The following is a 19,409-nucleotide window of genomic DNA, read 5'->3' as shown; positions in this document are numbered from 1 at the left end:
CGTAGCGCACCCGGTCATTACACCAGGGGTGTTGATCGGGTCCGGATGTAACACTGGGCTGCATGTGGTCCGCTCGCCTGGTCATCGCCGCACTGGTGGGCTGCGTGTGCCTGGGTTGCGCCCCGCCGCCGCCGGCCGGCCCCGGTTCGGCCGCACGGTCGCGGTACGTGGCTTTGGGCGACTCGTTCGCGGCGGCGCCCGGCGTGCCGGAGCAGGCCGCACCGCTGCGCTGCCACAAATCGACCAACAATTACCCGGCCGTGTTGGCGCGACGGCTGCGTGCCGCCACATTTCGCGACGTCACCTGCAGCGGGGCGACGACCGACGACATCTACAGCCGGTCCCAGCAGACCGCCCAGGGTCCGGTCGACCGTCAGCTCGATGCCGTCGCCCCCAATACGGAACTGATCACGATCACGGTGGGCGCCAACGACGTCGGACTGGCGGGCGACGCGGAATCCTGCGAGGCGACCGGCGCGAATCCGAGTCCGTGTACCGGCAAGTTCGTCGTCGGCGACGTCGACCGCATCTCCGGTCTGATCGACGCCCAGATACCGGTATGGGCGGCGATGATCGACGCGGTGCGGACCCAGGCGCCCCGAGCGCGGATCATCCTCGTCGGATACGGGCTGTTGATGCGGGCCGGTGGTTGTTATCCCGAACAGCCCATCCTGCCGCACGACGCCAACTATCTGCAGGCCAAAATCGACGAACTCGGCGACCGGCAACGACGCCTCGCGGCGGAGAAAAGAATTGAATATTTCGACACCCGTCAACTTTCGGCCGGGCACGACATGTGCGCAGTGCCGGCCGAACGATACGTCGAGGGTTACGTGACCCGGAATCGGGCGGTGCCGCTACATCCCACCGCCCTGGGCGCCATGACGGTGGGGAATGTCCTTACCGATTATCTGGTGCTGTCCGAAAATCGTTAAATTGACGGACCCGGCAAAAAAGCCACATTAAGTTAGTTTTGTAAAGCAAATTCCAGGGACCGTTTACCTATCGAAGCCGCAGTTCAGCGCCCTGATTTTGCTCGAAAAACGTTGAGATCCCACTGAATTGGATATGTGCGACGCCGGAAAATCAGGACCGCTGCCACAATTGCGCCGAACCGCCAGAAATTGCAGGATTGAACTGGACGAATCTGGTCAATAGATAAGTCCTGGATCGGGCTCATCGGGTACGACATGGTGGTGGCAAATTGCGCATACTGAACCGGTTGGGTTTTTCCGCCGCGACAATAACGGTTCTGGGCGCTTCGCTCGTGTCGCTGGGGACAGGAACGGCGTCGGCCGCCTCACGCGTACCACTTAACCCTGACCTGCGTAATTGCGATTTCAGCCTCATCTCGACCGCCTTGATCAGGCCGAAGACAATACTCGGGCACGGCGTCGCCAACTTCAAAACCTCCGGGTCCACCACGGTCGCCGATATCGACATGGTGATCGCGACCGCTCCGGGCACACATTTCGACGTCGGCCTGATCCAGGCGCCGAGACCGTCGTCGGCTACCTGCGGTCCGGGCGACCCCGGCACCACATTCGCCGGTCTGGACACCGACGCATCGGGTCAGGGGCACGTGACCATCACCGCTCCCCTGCGACCGGGCACCACCGGCGTGTGGGTCATCGTCGAGACGGCGAATCCGCACGATCAGATACCAGGCGAGTTCTACACCAGCGAGTTCGTGTCACCCGTGTAGGCGGCGCCGGCGAGTTTCTGTAATACGGTCGCGGCATGACCGAATACGACCTCGAGGCCGTGGACCGGCTGCCGTTCTGGACATCGGAGAAGTCGCAGCGGTATCGGACCGAAAACTACAGCGGGGCAACCGGACTCAACTGGTATCTGACCGACCCCACGCTGCAGTTCACCATGGCGTACTACCTCACGCCGGACGAACTGGCGATCGCCGAGCCACACCTGGCGAGCATCGGCGCGCTGATGGGCGGCCCGGTGACCCGCTGGGCCGACGAAACCGACCGCAACCCGCCGCGGCTGGAACGTTACGACCGGTGGGGCCACGACGTCAGCCGGGTGGTCATGCCCGAATCGTTCCTGCAGTCCAAGCGGGCGGTGCTGGATGCCCAACGGGCACTGCGCACGGCCTCGCGCGGGGCGGGGTTCAATTCGTCGCTGCCGATGTTTGCCGCCAACTACTTGCTCGACCAGGCCGACATCGGCATGGGTTGCGCGCTGGGCACCGGCGGCGGGATGGTGCAGTCGTTGGTGGCCGCCTTCGCGCCACCGGATGTGCGCGATCATGTGCTGGCCAAGTTCGACTCCGGTGAGTGGGCCGGCGAAACCGCGCAGCTGCTCACCGAACGCACCGGCGGCTCGGATCTGGGCGCGCTGGAAACCACCGCCCGCCGGGCCGGTGACGCCTGGCTGCTGAACGGTTTCAAGTGGTTCGCGTCGAACTGTGCCGGCGAGGCGTTCGTGGTGCTGGCCAAGCCCGACGGCGCACCCGACTCCAGCCGGGGCGTCGCCAACTTCCTGGTGCTGCGCACCCGTCGGGACGGTTCTCGCAACGGGGTCCGGGTGCGGCGACTGAAGGACAAACTCGGCACCCGGTCGGTGGCTTCGGGCGAGGTCGAGTTCGTCGACGCCGAGGCCTTCCTCCTGTCCGGGGAACCCGCCGATCACGCCGGCCCATCCGACGGCAGGGGCCTCGGCCGGATGATGGAGTTGACCAACGCGGCCCGCCTCGGCATCGCACTGTTCGCGCTCGGCAACGCCCGTCGCGCCCTGGTCGAATCCCTGTGTTACGCCACGCAGCGCCACGCCTTCGGCGGCCCGCTGATCGACAAGCCGCTGATGCGCCGCAAACTCGCCGAACTGATCGTCGATGTCGAAGCCGCTCAGGCGCTGGTGTTCGACGGCATCGGCGCCGCCAATCACCGCCAGCCCCGCCGCATCCGGCAGCGCATCGCGGTACCGGTCACCAAACTGAAAGTCAGTCGGCTGGGCATCACCGCCGCCTCGGATGCCATCGAAATCCACGGCGGCAACGGCTACATCGAAACCTGGCCGGTGGCAAGGCTCTTGCGCGACGCGCAGGTCAACACCATCTGGGAGGGCCCGGACAACATCCTGTGCCTGGACGTGCGGCGCGGGATCGTGCAGACCCGCGCCCACGAAGCCCTGCTGACGCGGCTGCGCGACGCGGTGTCGGTGTCCGACGACGATGCGACGACGGGTCTGGTCGCCGAGCGGATCGACGACCTGGACGGCGCGATCACGGCGTGGGAGAAGTTGGACGCGCCGGTGGCCGAGGCGCGACTGTTCCCGCTCGCGCAGTTCATGGGTGACGTGTACGCGGGTGCGCTGCTCACCGAGCAGGCGGCCTGGGAACGGGAGACCCGCGGCGCCGAGCGCAAGGCACTGGTGGCGCGGTTGTACGCGCAGCGCTACCTGGCCGATCGAGGGCCGCTGCGTGGCCTCGACGCCGACACCGACGAAGCGCTGGACCGCTTCGACGAACTGGTGGACGGCGCCCTGGCACGCTGAGCCGTTGCCGGGTCCGGCATGTCGCTCAGCTGGGCAGCCCAGCACCCACTGGCTGCTGCTCGGGCGAGGGCGCGCGCCGGGTCTGAACCGCTCGGGAGCGGACCACCTGCGGCCACCAGAACCACCGGCCCAGCAGCGCCGCGATAGCCGGCGTCATGAACGACCGGACGATGAGGATGTCCGACAGCAGCCCGATCATGATCGTGGTGCCGATCTGCCCGATGACGCGCAGATCGCTGCTCACCATCGCGCCCATGGTCACCGCGAACACCAGTCCGGCGGTGGTGACGACCCGGCCGGTGCCGGCCATCGATCTGATGATGCCCGTGTTGATGCCGGCACCGATTTCTTCCTGGAAGCGCGCCACCAGTAACAGGTTGTAATCGGAGCCGACCGCGAGCATGACGATCACGGCCATCGCAAGAACGAACCAGTTGAGCGGCATGTGCAGGATGTGTTGCCAGACAAGGACAGAAAGTCCACACGATGAGGCCAGCGAGAGCGTGACCGTGCCGATGATGACCGCGGCGGCCACGACGCTCTTGGTGATGGCCAGCATGATGATGAAGATCAGGCACAGCGACGCCACCACGACGATGAGCAGGTCGTAGGTCGAGCCGTCCCGAATGTCCTTGTAGGTGGAGGCGGTGCCGGCCAGGTAGAAGTCGGCCTCGGCCAAGGGAGTTCCCTTCACGGCTTCGGTCGCGGCCTGCATGATCGGGTCGATGTGTGAGATGCCCACAGCCGTTGCGGGGTCACCCTGGTGGGTGATGACGAACCGCGCCGCGTCACCGTCGGGCGACAGGAACAGGGTCAGACCGCGCTGGAAGTCCGGGTTTTCGAAGGCCTCCGGCGGCAGATAGAACGAGTCGTCGTTCTTGGCGTTATCGAATGCCTCGCCCATCACGGTTCCGTTGCGCGCCATCTTCTCCATCTGGGTGACCATCCCGGAGAAGCTGCTCGTCAGAGTTTGCGCAAGGTCTTTGACCAGTCGCATGGTCGCGATCATCGGAGCAACCTGGCTCAGCAGCTGCGGCTGGAGAGTGTCGAATTGCGCGAGACTGTCGGCGAAGCTCCCGAGGTCTTCGGTGAGCTTGTCGACGCCGTCGGTGGCGTCGTAGAGAGAGCGCAGCGACGAGCACACCGGGATGTTGAAACAGTGTCGGTCCCAATAGAAATAGTTGCGCACCGGCCGCCATACGTCATCGAAATCGGCGAGCCGGTCGCGCAATTCGTTGGCGGTTGCCCGCATCCGCTGGCTGCGCAGGTTCATCTCGTGGGTGGTGTCGGCAAGCTGGCGCTGCAAGCTTTCGGTGCGCTCAGTGATCTCGATCATCTGCTGCATCGCATCGGTCAACTTGGTCATGTCGGCCACCCGGTCTTTGAGCCCCTTCAGGTTCTGCTGCGTCATCGCGCTTTCCATGCCGATCTGGAACGGGATCGAGGTGTGGTCGATCGGTCCGCCCAGCGGCCGGGTGATGCTTTGCACGCGAGCGATACCGGGCAGGTGAAAGACGTTCTTGGCGATCCTGTCCAAAATCAGCATGTCAGTGGGATTCCGGAGGTCGTGATCGGCTTCGATCATGAGGACCTCCGGTTCCATGCGTGCCTGCGCGAAATGGCGGTCCGCCGCGCGGTAGCCGACACTGGACGGCGCCGCCCCGGGGATGTAATAGCGGTCGTTGTAGTTGGTCTCGTATTTCGGCAGCGCGAGCAGTCCGACCATCAACATCAGCACCGTCGCCACCAGAACCGGCCCGGGCCAGCGGACCACGATGGTGCCCACCCGGCGCCACCAGCGGGTCCGGTTCGTCGTTCTGGATTCGAATGCCCCGAAGCGGCTGGCTATCCAGACCACGGCGGGAGCCAGCGTCAACGACGCCACCACCGCTACCAGCAGCCCGATCGAGCAAGGCCATCCGAGGCTCTGAAAGTAGGGCAGCCTGGCCAGGCTCAGGCAGAACAGTGCTCCGGCGACCGTGGTGCCCGATCCCAAGATCACGTAGACAGTCCCGCGAAACATGCTGTGATAGGCCGCTTCTCGGTCCGCGCCGGCAGCCCTGGCCTCCTGATAGCGCCCGACCAGGAAGATGACGTAGTCGGTGGCGGCGGCGATCGCCACCGGGATGAGCAGACTGGTCGCGAACGTGGTGAGGGCGAAGAATTTATTGCTGGCCAGCACAGCAATGACGCCGGTGACCGCCGCCAGTTCGATGCCGACCGTCGCGAGTATCAGCACAACGGTGGAAATGGAACGGTAGACCAGCAGCAGCATGATCGCGATGACCACGACGGTCGCGATGGTGATCTTCTGCAGGCTGCGGTCTCCGTACGCGTCCAGATCGACCGACAGCGGAGCCGGACCTGTCACGTAAGCCCGCAGCCCCGGCGGCGGCGGTAGGCCGTCCACGATTTCGCGGACGGCCAGGATGGAATCCCGGGCCCGCGATCCACCGATATCGCCGGCCAGATACAGCTGCGCATAGGCGGCTTTGCCGTCGACGCTCTGCGAACCCGCGGCAGTCAGCCGGTCGGCCCAGAAGTTGTCGATGTGTTCGACGTGAACACGGTCCTGCGACAGTCTGGCAATCAACCGGTCGTAGAACCGGTGCGCTTCGTCGCCCAGCTTCTGCTGGCCCTCGATCACGACCATAGCGGTTGCGTCGGAATCGAATTGGCGGAAATCCCTGCCGATGCGCTTCATGGCGATCATCGACGGTGCGTCGGGGGGATTCAGCGACACCGACTCCGTCTTGGACAGCTCCTGCAACTCGGGTGCCACGACGTTGGCGACAGCGGTCAGGGCGATCCAGAACAACACCACCGGCACGGCAAACCGGCGAAGGATCCGCGCGAAGGCATCCAGTCGGCCGGGCGAACCGTCGCCGCTCACGCCGATTTCACCAGGCAACTGGCCTGAGCGTGATGAGCGGAGACCATCTGTTGATCTCGAATCTGACCATTGACCGTGATGCGACAACCGATGTTGTCACTGTCCCCCTGCGCAACCACATTGGCCACCACCGCGGTCAAGGTGGTCACGATCGGCAACGACCACGGCAGCGTCGCGTCGTCGACCTCATGTGAGTGGCCGCTGGCATCCAGATAGTTGACCGTCACGGTTCGCCCTGTCGGACCGAGGATTTCATACAGCACGTGTTTCTGGTTGAACTCGACGATTGCGTCGACGTCGCCGGCTTTCGAGACGCGGTGCTGCGACCCGAAAACACCGTGCAACCGAAGGACCGTGGCCGTCCCGGCGACCGCCACCAGCACCACAACGATCGGTATCCACATGCGTCGGAGGAAGCGGATCATCGAGGCCCCTATCGATAACTACACGTAACCACTCGTGCGCTGCGCGGACGAATCACGACTCCGGACGATCCTTTATACGCAAAACAACCGTGAAATGTTGCGCATTGGCGCAGGGACCTAAATCATTTGTTTCTCGGCGAAAGAGATACGAATCCATGCTGAAGCTCGTACAGTCCTTCATGCTTGCACGGACGGCAATCCAACCGACCAGATTGGATGGGTGAGTGGCATACAGGAGTAGGCGTCTCAGGTTCGGTTTCCCCCAAACCGGCTTCGACGGTGCGGGTTTCGACGGTGGACGGCTGCCCGACACCGGGCACTGGTCGTGACCGGCAACGTCGGGTCCGCCGCCGCGGCCCCGGACCGCCCGCGTGCCGGCAACGAGCGTCAGAGTTCGCGACTCGGTATTCATCCGCGCGCCGAACGAGATAGCCGATTGGCCAGTATGCGGTCCTACGAAGCAGGTAATAGGCTGCCGTTCTTTCGGCTGATGGAATCCACCCCGGGTGCCACGTCCACCATCGGGGGAAAGTCCCGGATCATGCTCGGCTCGAACAATGCGCTGGGCCTGGGCGGTGACCCCCGCTTGATCGAAGCCGCGAATCGGGCGACGGTGAAGTACGGCTCCTCGTGCGGCGGTGCCCCGCCCTTCTGCGGCACGCTGGGCGTCAAGGTCGAGCTGGAAGAAGTGCTGGCCGACTGGTACGGCACCGAAGCGGCGCTTGTCTACAACAGCGGCTTTCTGGCCAACGTCGGTGCGATCACCGCGCTGGTCGGTGCCACCGATCTGGTGTATCCGGACAGTGAGGCGCACACCTCTATTCACGCCGGTATCCGCTTGTCCGGAGCCAGTTCCCGGTTCTTCGACCACAACGACCTGGGTTCGCTGGAGAAGAACCTCATTCGCACCGCGGACCGCGGCGGAACGAAGATGATCGCGATCGACGGCTTGTACTCCATGCGTGGCGATGTGGCGCCGATGGCAGAACTCGTCGCCCTGGCCGACCGGTACAACGTCGGACTCTTCGTCGACGAAGCGCACAGCCTCGGTGTCTTCGGGCCACGGCGCACCGGCATCGCCGAGGAGTACGGCTGCCTGGCAGACGTCGACGTGGTGATGGGCAGCATGTCGAAGGCGATCTCGTCCACCGGTGGTTTCATTGCCGGCTCACGCGACCTGATCGATTTCCTCCGATTGCACTCCAGCTCACACACATTCACCGCCACAGCCGCCCCGGCGGCGCTGGCGGCGAGCCTGGCCGCAGTGGAGATCATTCGCAGCCCGGAAGGCGCCCAGCGCGCCGAAGCTGTCCTGGCCAACGCCCGTCGGCTGCGCGACGGCCTGATGTCGCACGGCCTGTCGGCGGGCAGCAGCATCACGTTGTCGGACGGGTCGCAGGCGGTGGCGCCACACGTCTCGGTCTGGATCGGTCGCGAGGACCACGCCATCGCGGCGTGGAACGAGGTGTACGACAACGGCCTCTTCTGTGCGCTCGCGGTCGCCCCGGCCGTGGGCGAAAACGACAGCCTGCTGCGCTGCAGCGTGTCGGCGGCGCACTCGCCCGCTCAGATCGACCGGGCGGTAGCTGTCATCGCCGCGGCGGTACTCGGCGCCAAGAGTTAGGGACCTGGAGCCGACATGAGCAGATTCACCGACCAGATCGGTGCGGTGGCAGCACATTCCACAACTGGATTGCGTTCCGGCACCGTGACCGATCTGAGGTTCACGAGCTGGCGCGATATCCATCGCACGGCAGGCAACGTGGCGGGCATGCTGGCCGCCGCAGGGGTGACGCACGGCAGCAGGGTCAGCGTGCTGGCTGCCGACCCGCTCGACGTCGCCGCCATCCTGCAGGGCGTCTGGCGACTCGGCGCAGCGGTGACCATGCTGCAGCAGCCGACTTCCCAAGCCGGCCTCGCCGACTGGCACGCCGGTATGGAACGTGCCTTGAGCATGCTCGACTCCCAGTGCGTGCTCGTCGGCGAACCTTTCGGCATGGCTGCCGCGACGCTGCGTGCGGCGGGCTTCCGGGTGGTCGAGATACCGCCGCAATGGCCGGATTTCGAATTCCGCGACGAAGACGGCCTACCCGGCGAGGACGACATCGGCCTCTACCAGCTCACCTCCGGTTCCACCGGTGAACCGAAAGCTGTTGCCATCACCCATCGCAACCTGTACGCGAACATCGCGTCGATGGTGGCTGAGGTGAAGTTGGATGCACAGTCCGACACCACCGTGAGCTGGCTGCCGCTGTCGCACGACATGGGTCTGATCGCCTACCTGCTGGCGCCGATGTTCTTCGGCACCCACGCCGTCATCCTGCCGCCGACCGAGTTTGTGAGATCGCCGTTGAACTGGCTACGGGTCGCGAGCGAGCAGCGGGCCACCGTCACTGCGGCACCGAACTTCGCCTACCTCATCGCCAGTCGCCGACTGAACGCCGTTCCGGACGGTACCTACGACCTGAGCAGCCTGCGCTGCGTCGTCACCGGGGCGGAACCAATCGACCCCGAGACCATGGTGGAGTTCGCGCAGCAAGCGGGACGCTTCGGCATGCCCGCCTCGGCGGTCGGAGCAGCCTACGGGCTCGCCGAAGCCACAGTGGCGGTGTCATTTTCGCCGGTCGACGAACCGCTGTCCTACGACACGGTGTCCTCCGAAGAGCTGGAGAATCGTGGGCTGGCCGTACCGGCGGATGCCGGTGACACCGCGACCAAGCGACTGGCGGTGCTGGGACCACCGATCAGCGGTATGGAGGTCCGGATCGCCGGCGCGGCCGGGACCGCGCGGCAACCGCGCGAGATGGGCGAGATCGCGATCCGCAGCGAGTCCGTCACGCGGCACTATCTCACCGTGGCCGGTGAAGTCGCCGCGGTGGACGACGACGGCTGGTTCCACACCGGTGATCTCGGCTACCTGACCGAGGACGGCCAGATCGTGGTGTGCGGCCGGCTCAAAAACGTCATCATCGTCGCCGGGCGCAACATCTTTCCCGCCGACATCGAGCGTCTCACCGCATCGGCCGAAGGCGTCCGGCGCGGCGGCGTCGTCGCGTTCGGCGTGACGCTGCCCGACCGGCGGGAGGAGATCCGGATCGTCGCCGAGACCGTCGCGGACTACCCCGAGGACATCTGTCAGAACATTCGTCGGCAGATCACTCAACGAGTGCGCGGCGCAACGGGTTTGAGCCCCACGGTGCTGCTGGTCGGCAAGGGCCGGGTACCCAAGACACCGTCGGGCAAGATCCGCCACGTCGCCGCCCGGGAAATGTTCGGAGAGGTCGTACCGCTATGAGTGTGCTGGAACAACAGATCATTTCGGTGGTGGCATCGCTGGCCCCGGACCGCCTGGCGCCGGTGACGATCGATTCGCACCTCGTCGACGATCTGGGCTACGACTCGCCCCGCAAGATGGAACTCGTTGCCACGCTGGAGAACCACCTGCAGACCCCGCTGGAAGAACCCGATGCCCCCATCGAGACAGTGCGCGAGGTCGTCGACTGGGTGTCGCTGCACATCAACGGCGCGCGTTCATCGGGCTGATCGACCCACTAGATCGGGATCAGGCCGTGCTTGCGCGCCAGCCGCGCCCAATTCTGCTTGTCCCGCAACAGATGTAGCGACCGGCGCAGCAACAGCCGCGTCTGGTGCGGGTCGATCACCGCATCGATGAAGCCGCGTTCGGCCGCCGTCCACGGAATCGCCATGTTGAGGTTGTAGCCCTCGATGAAGTCCTTCTTGATCTGCTGCGCCTCGGGCGTGGTGGGGTCGGGGAAGCGCTTCATCAGCAACTGCGCGGCGCCCTCGGCGCCGATCACCGCGATGCGCGCGGTGGGCCAGGCGTAGTTGAAGTCGGCGGTCAGCTGCCGCGAGCCCATCACCGCGTACGCGCCGCCGTAGGACTTGCGGATCGTGATGGTCACCTTCGGCACGTCGGCCTCCACCACGGAGTACAGGAACCGGCCGCCGCGCTTGATGATGCCCCGCTTCTCCTCCTCGGCGCCAGGCAGGAAACCGGGGGTGTCCACCACGAACACCAGCGGCAGCTGGAAGGAGTCACAGAACCGGATGAACCGCGCCGCCTTGTCCGAGGCCTCGTTGTCGATCGCGCCGGACAGGTGCATGGGCTGGTTGGCGATCACGCCGATCGGGCGACCGTCCACCCGGGCGAACCCGGTGATGATGGCCGGCCCGTGCTGGGCCGCGACGTCCAGGAAGTCGCCGTCGTCGAAGATCCGCAGCAGGATCTCGTGCATGTCGTAGGCCATGTTGTCCGAGTCCGGCACGATCGCGTCGAGCTCGAGGTCGGTCGAGGTGACCTCCGGTTCCAGCCCGGGATTGATCACCGGCGGATTGTCGAAGCAGTTGGACGGCAGGAACGACAGGAACTCCCGCACATACTGGAACGCCTCGGCCTCGGAGTTCACGACCTGGTGAATGTTGCCGTACCGGGCCTGCGCGTCGGAGCCGCCGAGCTCGTCGAGGGTGACGTCCTCCCCGGTCACTTCGCGGATCACGTCCGGCCCGGTCACGAAGAAGTAGCCCTGGTCGCGCACCGAGACCAGCAGGTCGTCCTGGATGGGCGAATAGACCGCTCCCCCAGCGCATTTGCCGAAGATGAGGGAGATCTGCGGCACCACCCCGGACAGCGCCTCATGCCGCTGGCCCAGCTCGGCGTACCAGGCCAGCGAGGTGACCGCATCCTGGATCCGGGCGCCGCCGGAGTCCTGGATCCCGATGATCGGGCAGCCGACCATCGCGCACCACTCCATCAGCCGGGCGACCTTGCGGCCAAACATCTCCCCGACCGTGCCCTGGAACACGGTCTGGTCGTGCGAGAACACCCCGACCGGGCGACCGTCGATCAGCGCGTGTCCGGTGACCACACCGTCGCCGTACAGGGCGTTGGGATCGCCCGGGGTCTTGCACAGCGCGCCGATCTCGAAGAACGTCCCCGGATCGACCAGGGCATGCACCCGGGCGCGGGCGCTGGGGATGCCCTTCTTGTCCCGCTTGGCCACGGCCTGCTCGCCGCCGGGTTCCTTGGCCAGCTCCAGCCGTTGGTGCAGTTCCGCCAACTTCTCCGCGGTCGTGTGTATCACCGGAGTCGGTTCTGTACCCGTCACTACGCGCCTACCTTGCTCGTCCGGCTGGATCTCGTCAGATCTCTTTCAGGGCGCGACTCATGTGCTCGCCCACCTTGGCGATGATCGGTTCGTCGATGGCCTGAATGTGCTCGCCACCGATCGGCACGACCTCGAGGTCGGAAACGAACTCGCCCCAGCCACCGTCTGGTTTGCGGACGGCATACCGCGGCTCGAACATGATCGCGTCGTCATGGTAACGATCGGCCATGTAGAGCGTGACGTGGCCGTCGAAAGGCTGGATCTCCGCGGTGTCGATCGCGCGGTTGTCCAGGTACGACGTGCGCTGGTGCTCGATGATCCCGGCCGGGATCTGCACGCCGCTCTGGCTGATGGCTTCGAGCACGAACCGCACCTGGCCGTCGTCGTCGAGTTCCTCGAGGTGCTCGTAAGGGATCGCCGGGATGGTGACGTTGAACGTCTTCTCGGCGAATTTGGCGTAGCGGTCCCAGCGCTTGCGGACCTCTTCCTTGGTCTGCGGGATCTCCTCACCGGCGCGCACCGCGTCGATCAGGCCCACGAACCGGACGTCCTTGCCCGCCCGTTTGAGCCCGATCGCGCACGCGTAGGCCAGCACCCCACCCAGCGACCAGCCGACCAGAATGTAGGGCCCGTCGCCCTGCATCTCGATCAGCTTCGGCACGTACTGCGCGGCACGCTCTTCGATGGACCCTTCGACGCGCTCGAACCCGTACATGGGGGTGTCGGGAGGTAGCCGGTTCAGCAGCGGCTCGTAGACCACGGTGGAACCTCCGGCCGGGTGGAAGACGAACACCGGCGGGGTGGAGCTGCCCTCGGGCCGCGCGCGCAGGGTGCGCACGAAGCCGTCGATGACCCCGGCCTCGAGGTAGTTACGCACCTTGTCGGCGAGCTCTTCGATGTTCGCCGAGCTCAGCACGTCCTCGACGGTGATCGGGCCTTCGGCCCGCTCGGACAGCCGCTGCGCCATCTTGGCCGCTTTGTCCTCGTCGAGCTTGGGCAGCGGGTTGAAGATGCCGCCCGCGGACTTGCCGGTGACGATCGCCCACGTGGCGAAGGTGACCCGCTCGGCGGCGTCGCGCGGCGGCACGTCGGAGTTCAGTGCTTTGGCGACGGCTTCCTGGCTCAGCGCCTCCGACACCGCGGCCACGTTCGCACCCTTCGGTCCCGACGGGTCGGTTGGGGGCGGCGGGATGGGCACATCCGACGGCGGCGGGACCGATGCGGCCTCGGCCTGGGTCGCGGGCTCGGCCTGGGGCGCGGGCTCGGCCGGGGTTGCGGGCTCGGCCTGCGTCTCGGGCTCGGCCTGCGGATCCGGCGCGGGCGCCGTCACCGACATCGGCGTCGCGCCGCTGAGCATCTCGGCCTGCGCCCGGGCGATCTCCTCGGCCGTCTGCGACTTCTGATGCTCGTGCAGCGCCGCGACCTCTTCGCGGTGCTCGATCGCGTACTCGATCAGCTTCTCGACGTTGTACAGGTTGGCGTCGCGCACCGCCGTCAGCTGGATCGGCGGCAGGTCGAAGTCGTACTCGACGCGGTTCTTGATCCGCACCGCCATCAGCGAGTCCAGGCCGAGCTCGATCAGCGGCACCTCCCACGGCAGGTCCTCGGGCTCGTAACCCATGGCCGCCGCCACGATGGTGCCCAGGCGTTCGGCGATGGTCTCCCCGGAATCCGGCGACCACCGGCCCACGGTCGACGGCAGGTACCGGTTGGTCAGGCTGTCCGTCAGCGTCTCGGCGTCCTCGTCGGCCGGCGCCTCCGGGACCGCGGTCTCCGCGGCCACCACGGCCGTGCCCGCGCCGACCGCCGCGGGCAGTACCGACTGCGCACCGCCGCGGGTCACCAACGCGTCGTAGACCAGCGTGAACGACTCGTCGATCCGGGCGTGCACCTGCACCGAGGCACCGCCGGGATGGCGGGTCAAAGTCGTCACCAACCGGGCACCCGGACCGGGTACCGCACGCTGCTCCGAGGCGGTCAGTTGCGCATCCGGCAGCACCGCCGTCGCGGCGGATCGCACCAGCGCGGCCAGATCCGTCGTGTCGCGCGGCGCGTACTCCCAGACGTGCCGACCGTCGGGCAGCGCGACGTGGTTGCCCGGCATCAGCACCGAACTGTCGCCGGCGAAGTGCGCATCCAGCCAGTGTTCCTTGCGCTTGAACCGCGTCGGGGGGATGTTGGCGAAGTCGTCGGGTCCGGCGGGCCCGGCCGGCCGCGGGAACAGGGTGCGCACGTCCAGGTCGTGGCCGTACACGTAGAGCTGGGCCATGGCCGAGATCATCGACTCGACCTCGTCCTGCTTGCGGGCCAGCGTCGCGATCAGCTGGGCGTCGTGCAGACCCGCCACGGCGGTGGTCAGCCCGATCTGCATCAGCGCGACCGGGTTGGGGGCCAGTTCCAGGAAGGTGGTGAACCCGCTGTCCACGGCGTTGCGGATGCCGTGGGTGAAGTACACCGAGTGCCGCATCCCCTTCATCCAGTACGCGACGTCGTGCACGGGTTCGCCGCCGGGCTTGATGAAGGTGCCCTCGTGCACGGTGGAGAAGATGCCGACGGTCGGCGACATCGGCGTGATGCCCTGCAGCTCCGCGGCGAACTCACCGAGCAGCGGATCCATCTGGGAGGTATGGCCCGCACCCTTGGTCTGCAGCTTGCGGGCGAACCGGCCCTCGGCTTCCGCCCGGGCGACGATCTCGTCGATCTGCTCGGGCGGGCCGCCGATCACGGTCTGGCTGGGGGCGGCGTACACGCACACCTCCAGGCCGGGGAAGTCGGCAAACACCGTCTTGAGCTCGTCGGCGGAGTATTCGACGATCGCCATGAACCGGATGTACTCGCCGAACAGCATGGCCTCGCCCTCGCCCATCAGGTGCGAGCGCGAACAGATCACCCGGGTGGCATCCGCCAGCGACAGACCGCCGGCGAAGTAGGCCGACGCGGGCTCGCCCAGCGACTGGCCCACCACCGCGGCGGGCTTGGCGCCGTGGTGCTTGAGCAGCTCACCCAGCGCGATCTGGATCGCGAAGATGGTGACGTTGCTGGTCTCGATGCCGTACTCGTGCGAGTCGTCCAGGATCAACTCGAGCACCGAGTAACCCCGCTCGTCCTGGATCAGTGCGTCGACCTTCTCGATCCACTGGGCGAACACCTCGTTGCGCAGGTACAGGCTCTTGGCCATCTTGCGGTGCTGCGCACCGAAACCGGCCATCGCCCACACCGGACCGTTGGTCACCGGCCCGTCGGCGCTGAACACATTCGGCTTCTGTTTGCCTTCGGCGACCGCGCGCATGCCCTGGATCGCCTCGTCGTGGTTGCGGGCCAGCACCACAGCCCGGGACCGCCCGTGGTTGCGCCGCGACAGCGCACGACCGATGGACTCCAGCGACGACGCCTGGCCCTCGGGCGATTCCATCCAGTCGGCCAGTTCGGCGGCGGCCGCCTTCTTGCGCGAGGTCAGGAACGCCGACACCACCAGTGGATAGAGCGGCTCCGGAAGGTCTTGTGCCGCAAGCTCTTCCAGCGCGGCCGCCTTGAGCGCCAGCGCTTCCTCGGTGATGCCCGGCAGTTCGTACTCCACCTCGGCGGCCGACGTTTCGTCGGAGATGATCTCGCCGAACTCGTCGAAACGCAGCGCGTGACCCTCACCTTCGGCGAGGTCGCCGCCGGCGGAGACGACGGGAACCTGGGGCGCGGCCGGCTCCGGCTCGCGCGACTCCCGTTCCATCACGTCGCGGGGCAGGACTTCGCGCACCACCAGGTGCGCGTTGGCGCCGCCGAAGCCGAAGCTGGACACCCCGGCCAGGGCATACCCGCCGTACCGCGGCCAGTCGGTCGCGGTGTCGACGAACTTCAACCGCATCCCGTCGAAGTCGATGTACGGGCTGGGACCGGCGAAGTTGATCGATGGCGGCAGTTTGTCGTGCTGCAACGCGAGCACGACCTTGGCCATGCTGGCCGCACCGGCCGCCGACTCCAGGTGTCCCACATTGGTTTTGATCGCACCCAACAGGGCCGGACGGTCCGCCGGACGTCCCCGGCCGACGATCCGGCCCAGCGCCTCGGCCTCGATGGGGTCGCCCAGGATGGTGCCGGTGCCGTGCGCCTCGATGTAGTCGACGGTGCGCGGATCGATGCCCGCGTCCTTGTATGCGCGGCGCAGCACGTCTGCCTGCGCGTCCTGGTTCGGCGCGATCAGACCGTTGGACCGGCCGTCGTGGTTGACCGCGCTGCCGGCGATGACGGCCAGGATCTGGTCACCGTCGCGGCGGGCGTCGTCGACCCGCTTGAGCACCAGCATGCCGCCGCCCTCGGACCGGGTGTAACCGTCGGCGTCGGCGGAGAACGACTTGATCTTGCCGTCGGGCGCCAGCACCGCGCCGATCTCGTCGAAGCCGAGCGTCACCGCCGGGGTGATCAGTGCGTTGACACCTCCGGCGACGACGACGTCCGCCTCACCGTTGCGCAGCGCCTGCACGCCCTGGTGCATGGCCACCAGCGAACTCGAGCAGGCGGTGTCGACGCTGACCGAGGGGCCGCGGAAGTCGTAGAAGTACGACACCCGGTTGGCGATGATCGCACTCGAGTTACCGGTGATCGCGTAGGGGTGGGCGACGGTCGGGTCAGAGATGGCCAGGAAGCCGTAGTCGTTGTTGGAGACGCCGACGTACACGCCGACGGACTCGCCGCGCAGGCTGGACGCCGGGATGCGGGCGTGCTCGAGCGCCTCCCAGGTCAGTTCCAGCGCCATCCGCTGCTGCGGGTCGATGTTGTCGGCTTCGGTCTTGGCGACGGCGAAGAATTCGGAGTCAAAGCCCTTGATGTCCTTGAGGTAGCCGCCGCGGGTGCGCGCCTTGCCGATGCGCTCGGCCAGCCGAGGCTCCTCCAGGAACTCCGACCAGCGGCCTTCGGGCAGGTCGGTGATGGCGTCGCGGCCCTCCATCAGCGCCGCCCAGGTCTCGTCGGGCGAGTTCATGTCGCCGGGCAGCCGGGTGGCCAGACCCACGATCGCGATGTCGACGCGCTCGGCGGGTCCGTTACGCGTCCAGTCCGCGTCGTCGCCGCCCTGGTCAGCGGTCTCGGGCTCGCCTTCGATGATCCGGGTCGCCAGCGACTCGATAGTGGGGTGCTGGAATGCGACCGCGACCGACAAAGTGACACCGGTCAGGTCTTCGATGTCGGCGGCCATGGCCACGGCGTCGCGCGAGGCCAGCCCCAGCTCCACCATCGGCACCGACTCGTCGATGTCGTCGGGAGACTTCCCGACGGCCCTGCCCACCCATTCGCGCAACCAGCGGCGCATTTCGGGGACGGTCATTCCTGCGGCAGGCGTGTTCTCCTGAGACTCGTTCAGATCAGACATGGCTACCTTCAGTCGGAGGTGGCGAACGCCGTCGGCGATCCGACGCCGCTGCGCAGGCTGCCGTCCAGGTAGGCGGTGCGGCACGCGCGGCGACCGATCTTGCCGCTCGAGGTTCGGGGGATGGTTCCGGCCGATACCAGCAGCAGGTCACGCACGGTCACGCCGTGGCGCACCGCGATGGCCGCCCGGATGTCGTCGGCGATGGGCTGGTAGTCGAGCTTGTGCGTCCCGGCGGCACGCTCCGCGACGATCACCAGCTGCTCGGAGGTGTCCTCGGGGTCGGCGGTCAGGCCGGTGTGCGGGTCGTCGAACACTTTCTGTGGCAGCTGGTTGGCGGGGACGGAGAACGCGGCCACGTAGCCGGTCCGCAACGCCTTGCTGGCCTCCTGCGCGGAGTACTCGAGGTCCTGCGGGTAGTGGTTGCGGCCGTCGATGATGACCAGGTCCTTGATCCGGCCCGCGATATAGAGGTGCCCGTTGTGGTAGGTGCCGTAGTCACCGGTGCGTACCCAGAGCCCGTCGTCGGCGGCGCCCTCGGCGTGGGACTGGCTGATCCGCGACTTCAGGATGTTCTTGAACGTCTCGGTGGTCTCGGCTTCCTTGTTCCAGTAGCCGATGCCCAGGTTCTGGCCGTGCAGCCAGATCTCGCCGATCTGGCCGTCCGGCAGCTCACTGGCGGTGTCGGTGTCGACGATCACCGCCCACTCGTCGACGCCGACCTTGCCCGCGGACACCTGGGCGACGGCGCTGGGAGCGTCGGGAGACACCTCGACGAAGCGCTGGTTGTTCAGCTCGTCACGGTCGACGTGGATGATCGTCGGCGGCTCGTCGCTGGGGGTGGTGGAGACGAACAGCGTCGCCTCGGCCAGGCCGTAGGAGGGTTTGACGGCGGTCTCGGGCAATCCGTACGGCCGGAAGGCGTCGTAGAACTTGCGCATCGACGCCGGCGACACCGGTTCGCTGCCGTTCAGGATCGCCTTGACGTTGCTCAGGTCCAGCGGCGGTTCGCCTTCCTTCGGCAGCCCGCGGACCGCGGCGTGCTCGAACGCGAAGTTCGGTGCGGCCGAGAAAACACCGCCGGTCTCACCGGGCTTGCGGGCGAGTTCGCGGATCCAGCGGCCGGGACGCCGCACGAATGCGGCCGGCGTCATGAAGGTGAAGCTCTGCCCCAGCACCGGCGCGCACAGCGCGGTGATCAAGCCCATGTCGTGGAAGAACGGCAGCCAGCTCAGACCGCGGTCGCCTTCTTCGCCTTCCAGGGCGACCAGCGTCTGCAGCACGTTGGTCGGCAGGTTCAGGTGGGTGATCTGCACACCGGTCGGGGTGCGGGTGGAACCGGAGGTGTACTGCAGGTACGCGATGGTGGTCTCGTCGGCCTCGGTCTCCTGCCAGGTGGCGGCGACCTCGTTCGGCACCGCATCGACGGCGATGACGCGGGGCCGTTCCTTGGCCGACCGGGCCCGAATGAACTTGCGCACTCCTTCGGCGGCGTCGGTGGTGGTGAGGATGGTCGAGGGGGTGCAGTCGTCCAGCACCGCGTGCAACCGGCCGACGTGCCCGGGCTCGGCCGGGTCGAACAGCGGTACCGCGATGCGGCCCGAGTACAGCGCGCCGAAGAACGCGATCAGATAGTCCAGGTTCTGCGGGCAGAGGATGGCGATGCGGTCACCGGGCTGGGTGACCTGTTGCAGCCGGGCCCCGACGGCGCGGTTACGGGCACTGAACTCCGACCACAAGATGTCGCGTTCGACGCCGTCGCGCTCGGTGGAGTAGTCCAGGAAGCGGTACGCGAGCTTGTCGCCGCGCACTTTGGCCCACTTCTCGACGTGCCGAACCAGGTTGGTGTTCTGGGGGAACCTGATCTTGCCGTTCACCACGAAGGGGTTGTGGTACGCCATGCCGCACTCTCCTGTCGAAAACCTTCTAAGGTCGGCCAAGCCGACGAACTGTTCTCGGCCAACTACGCCGACTATCGCTACGCGCGCGGGCCGGCACCGACTGACGCTTGGGCGCTCGTCGTTGCCCACTCTGACCCGATCGGGTCAACCACATGCTCTTAATTTTCTCTTAATGTTAAGGGGCGGCGCACAGCT

11 protein-coding genes are annotated in these 19,409 nt (G+C 66.6%); 6 read left to right on the top strand and 5 right to left on the bottom strand.

What is annotated here, in order from left to right; all coding sequences use genetic code 11:
* Window positions 1-62 precede the first annotated feature (62 nt).
* From AC5Y5Z_RS10950 to AC5Y5Z_RS10940, 3 genes are all read left to right on the top strand, one after another.
* Window positions 63-935: an SGNH/GDSL hydrolase family protein gene (locus AC5Y5Z_RS10950; RefSeq protein ID WP_499925098.1), complete on the top strand. Its 873-nt coding sequence runs from the start codon at window positions 63-65 to the stop codon at window positions 933-935.
* Window positions 936-1,360: 425 nt separating this feature from the next.
* Window positions 1,361-1,705 carry a hypothetical protein gene (locus AC5Y5Z_RS10945; RefSeq protein ID WP_463826174.1) on the top strand — a complete coding sequence of 115 codons (345 nt, stop codon included), beginning with the start codon at window positions 1,361-1,363 and terminating at the stop codon, window positions 1,703-1,705.
* A gap of 35 nt (window positions 1,706-1,740) precedes the next feature.
* Entirely contained in the window at window positions 1,741-3,513 is a 1,773-nt protein-coding gene (locus tag AC5Y5Z_RS10940; protein WP_499925097.1) for an acyl-CoA dehydrogenase family protein, read from the top strand.
* A gap of 25 nt (window positions 3,514-3,538) precedes the next feature.
* Here the strand turns inward: AC5Y5Z_RS10940 and AC5Y5Z_RS10935 are convergent, their stop codons facing one another.
* Window positions 3,539-6,406: an MMPL/RND family transporter gene (locus AC5Y5Z_RS10935; RefSeq protein ID WP_499925253.1), complete on the bottom strand. Its 2,868-nt coding sequence runs from the start codon at window positions 6,404-6,406 to the stop codon at window positions 3,539-3,541.
* A complete protein-coding gene (locus AC5Y5Z_RS10930) occupies window positions 6,403-6,831 on the bottom strand; it encodes an MmpS family transport accessory protein (RefSeq protein WP_499925095.1) in 429 nt (142 codons plus the stop codon). Before AC5Y5Z_RS10930 ends, AC5Y5Z_RS10935 begins: the two co-directional genes overlap by 4 nt.
* A 325-nt stretch (window positions 6,832-7,156) precedes the next feature.
* Here AC5Y5Z_RS10930 and AC5Y5Z_RS10925 point away from each other — a divergent pair, with 325 nt between their 5' ends.
* The 3 genes from AC5Y5Z_RS10925 to AC5Y5Z_RS10915 are packed head-to-tail and all read left to right on the top strand — an operon-like array spanning window position 7,157 to window position 10,374.
* Window positions 7,157-8,455: an aminotransferase class I/II-fold pyridoxal phosphate-dependent enzyme gene (locus AC5Y5Z_RS10925; protein WP_499925094.1), complete on the top strand. Its 1,299-nt coding sequence runs from the start codon at window positions 7,157-7,159 to the stop codon at window positions 8,453-8,455.
* A gap of 15 nt (window positions 8,456-8,470) precedes the next feature.
* Entirely contained in the window at window positions 8,471-10,126 is a 1,656-nt protein-coding gene (locus AC5Y5Z_RS10920) for a fatty acyl-AMP ligase (RefSeq protein WP_499925092.1), read from the top strand.
* A complete protein-coding gene (locus AC5Y5Z_RS10915) occupies window positions 10,123-10,374 on the top strand; it encodes an acyl carrier protein (RefSeq protein WP_463826179.1) in 252 nt (83 codons plus the stop codon). The genes AC5Y5Z_RS10920 and AC5Y5Z_RS10915 overlap by 4 nt, the downstream gene beginning before the upstream one ends.
* Before the next feature lie 8 nt (window positions 10,375-10,382).
* On the opposite strand, the gene AC5Y5Z_RS10910 is transcribed toward AC5Y5Z_RS10915, so the two are convergent.
* From AC5Y5Z_RS10910 to fadD32, 3 genes are read right to left on the bottom strand one after another with little or no spacing between them, the layout of a single operon-like run.
* Window positions 10,383-11,957, bottom strand: coding sequence for an acyl-CoA carboxylase subunit beta (locus AC5Y5Z_RS10910; RefSeq protein ID WP_463826180.1), 1,575 nt, complete (start codon window positions 11,955-11,957; stop codon window positions 10,383-10,385).
* Window positions 11,958-11,991: 34 nt separating this feature from the next.
* Window positions 11,992-17,316, bottom strand: a complete 5,325-nt coding sequence (gene pks13, locus AC5Y5Z_RS10905) for a polyketide synthase Pks13 (RefSeq protein WP_499925090.1) — start codon at window positions 17,314-17,316, stop codon at window positions 11,992-11,994.
* 8 nt (window positions 17,317-17,324) lie between these two features.
* Window positions 17,325-19,214 carry a long-chain-fatty-acid--AMP ligase FadD32 gene (fadD32, locus tag AC5Y5Z_RS10900; RefSeq protein WP_463826182.1) on the bottom strand — a complete coding sequence of 630 codons (1,890 nt, stop codon included), beginning with the start codon at window positions 19,212-19,214 and terminating at the stop codon, window positions 17,325-17,327.
* Window positions 19,215-19,409 lie beyond the last annotated feature (195 nt).

This window comes from Mycobacterium sp. NGS29 (assembly GCF_059812965.1).
Note: the sequence above shows the minus strand (reverse complement) of the source record. Positions and strands in the feature narration are given on the sequence as shown.

Bases quoted from the DNA above. Each gene is read 5' to 3' on its own strand.
- fadD32 (WP_463826182.1), bottom strand. From the start codon at position 19,214: ATGGCGTACCACAACCCCTTCGTGGTGAACGGCAAGATCAGGTTCCCC.
- AC5Y5Z_RS10920 (WP_499925092.1), top strand. From the start codon at position 8,471: ATGAGCAGATTCACCGACCAGATCGGTGCGGTGGCAGCACATTCCACA.
- AC5Y5Z_RS10940 (WP_499925097.1), top strand. From the start codon at position 1,741: ATGACCGAATACGACCTCGAGGCCGTGGACCGGCTGCCGTTCTGGACA.
- pks13 (WP_499925090.1), bottom strand. From the start codon at position 17,316: ATGTCTGATCTGAACGAGTCTCAGGAGAACACGCCTGCCGCAGGAATG.
- AC5Y5Z_RS10915 (WP_463826179.1), top strand. From the start codon at position 10,123: ATGAGTGTGCTGGAACAACAGATCATTTCGGTGGTGGCATCGCTGGCC.
- AC5Y5Z_RS10930 (WP_499925095.1), bottom strand. From the start codon at position 6,831: ATGATCCGCTTCCTCCGACGCATGTGGATACCGATCGTTGTGGTGCTG.
- AC5Y5Z_RS10950 (WP_499925098.1), top strand. From the start codon at position 63: ATGTGGTCCGCTCGCCTGGTCATCGCCGCACTGGTGGGCTGCGTGTGC.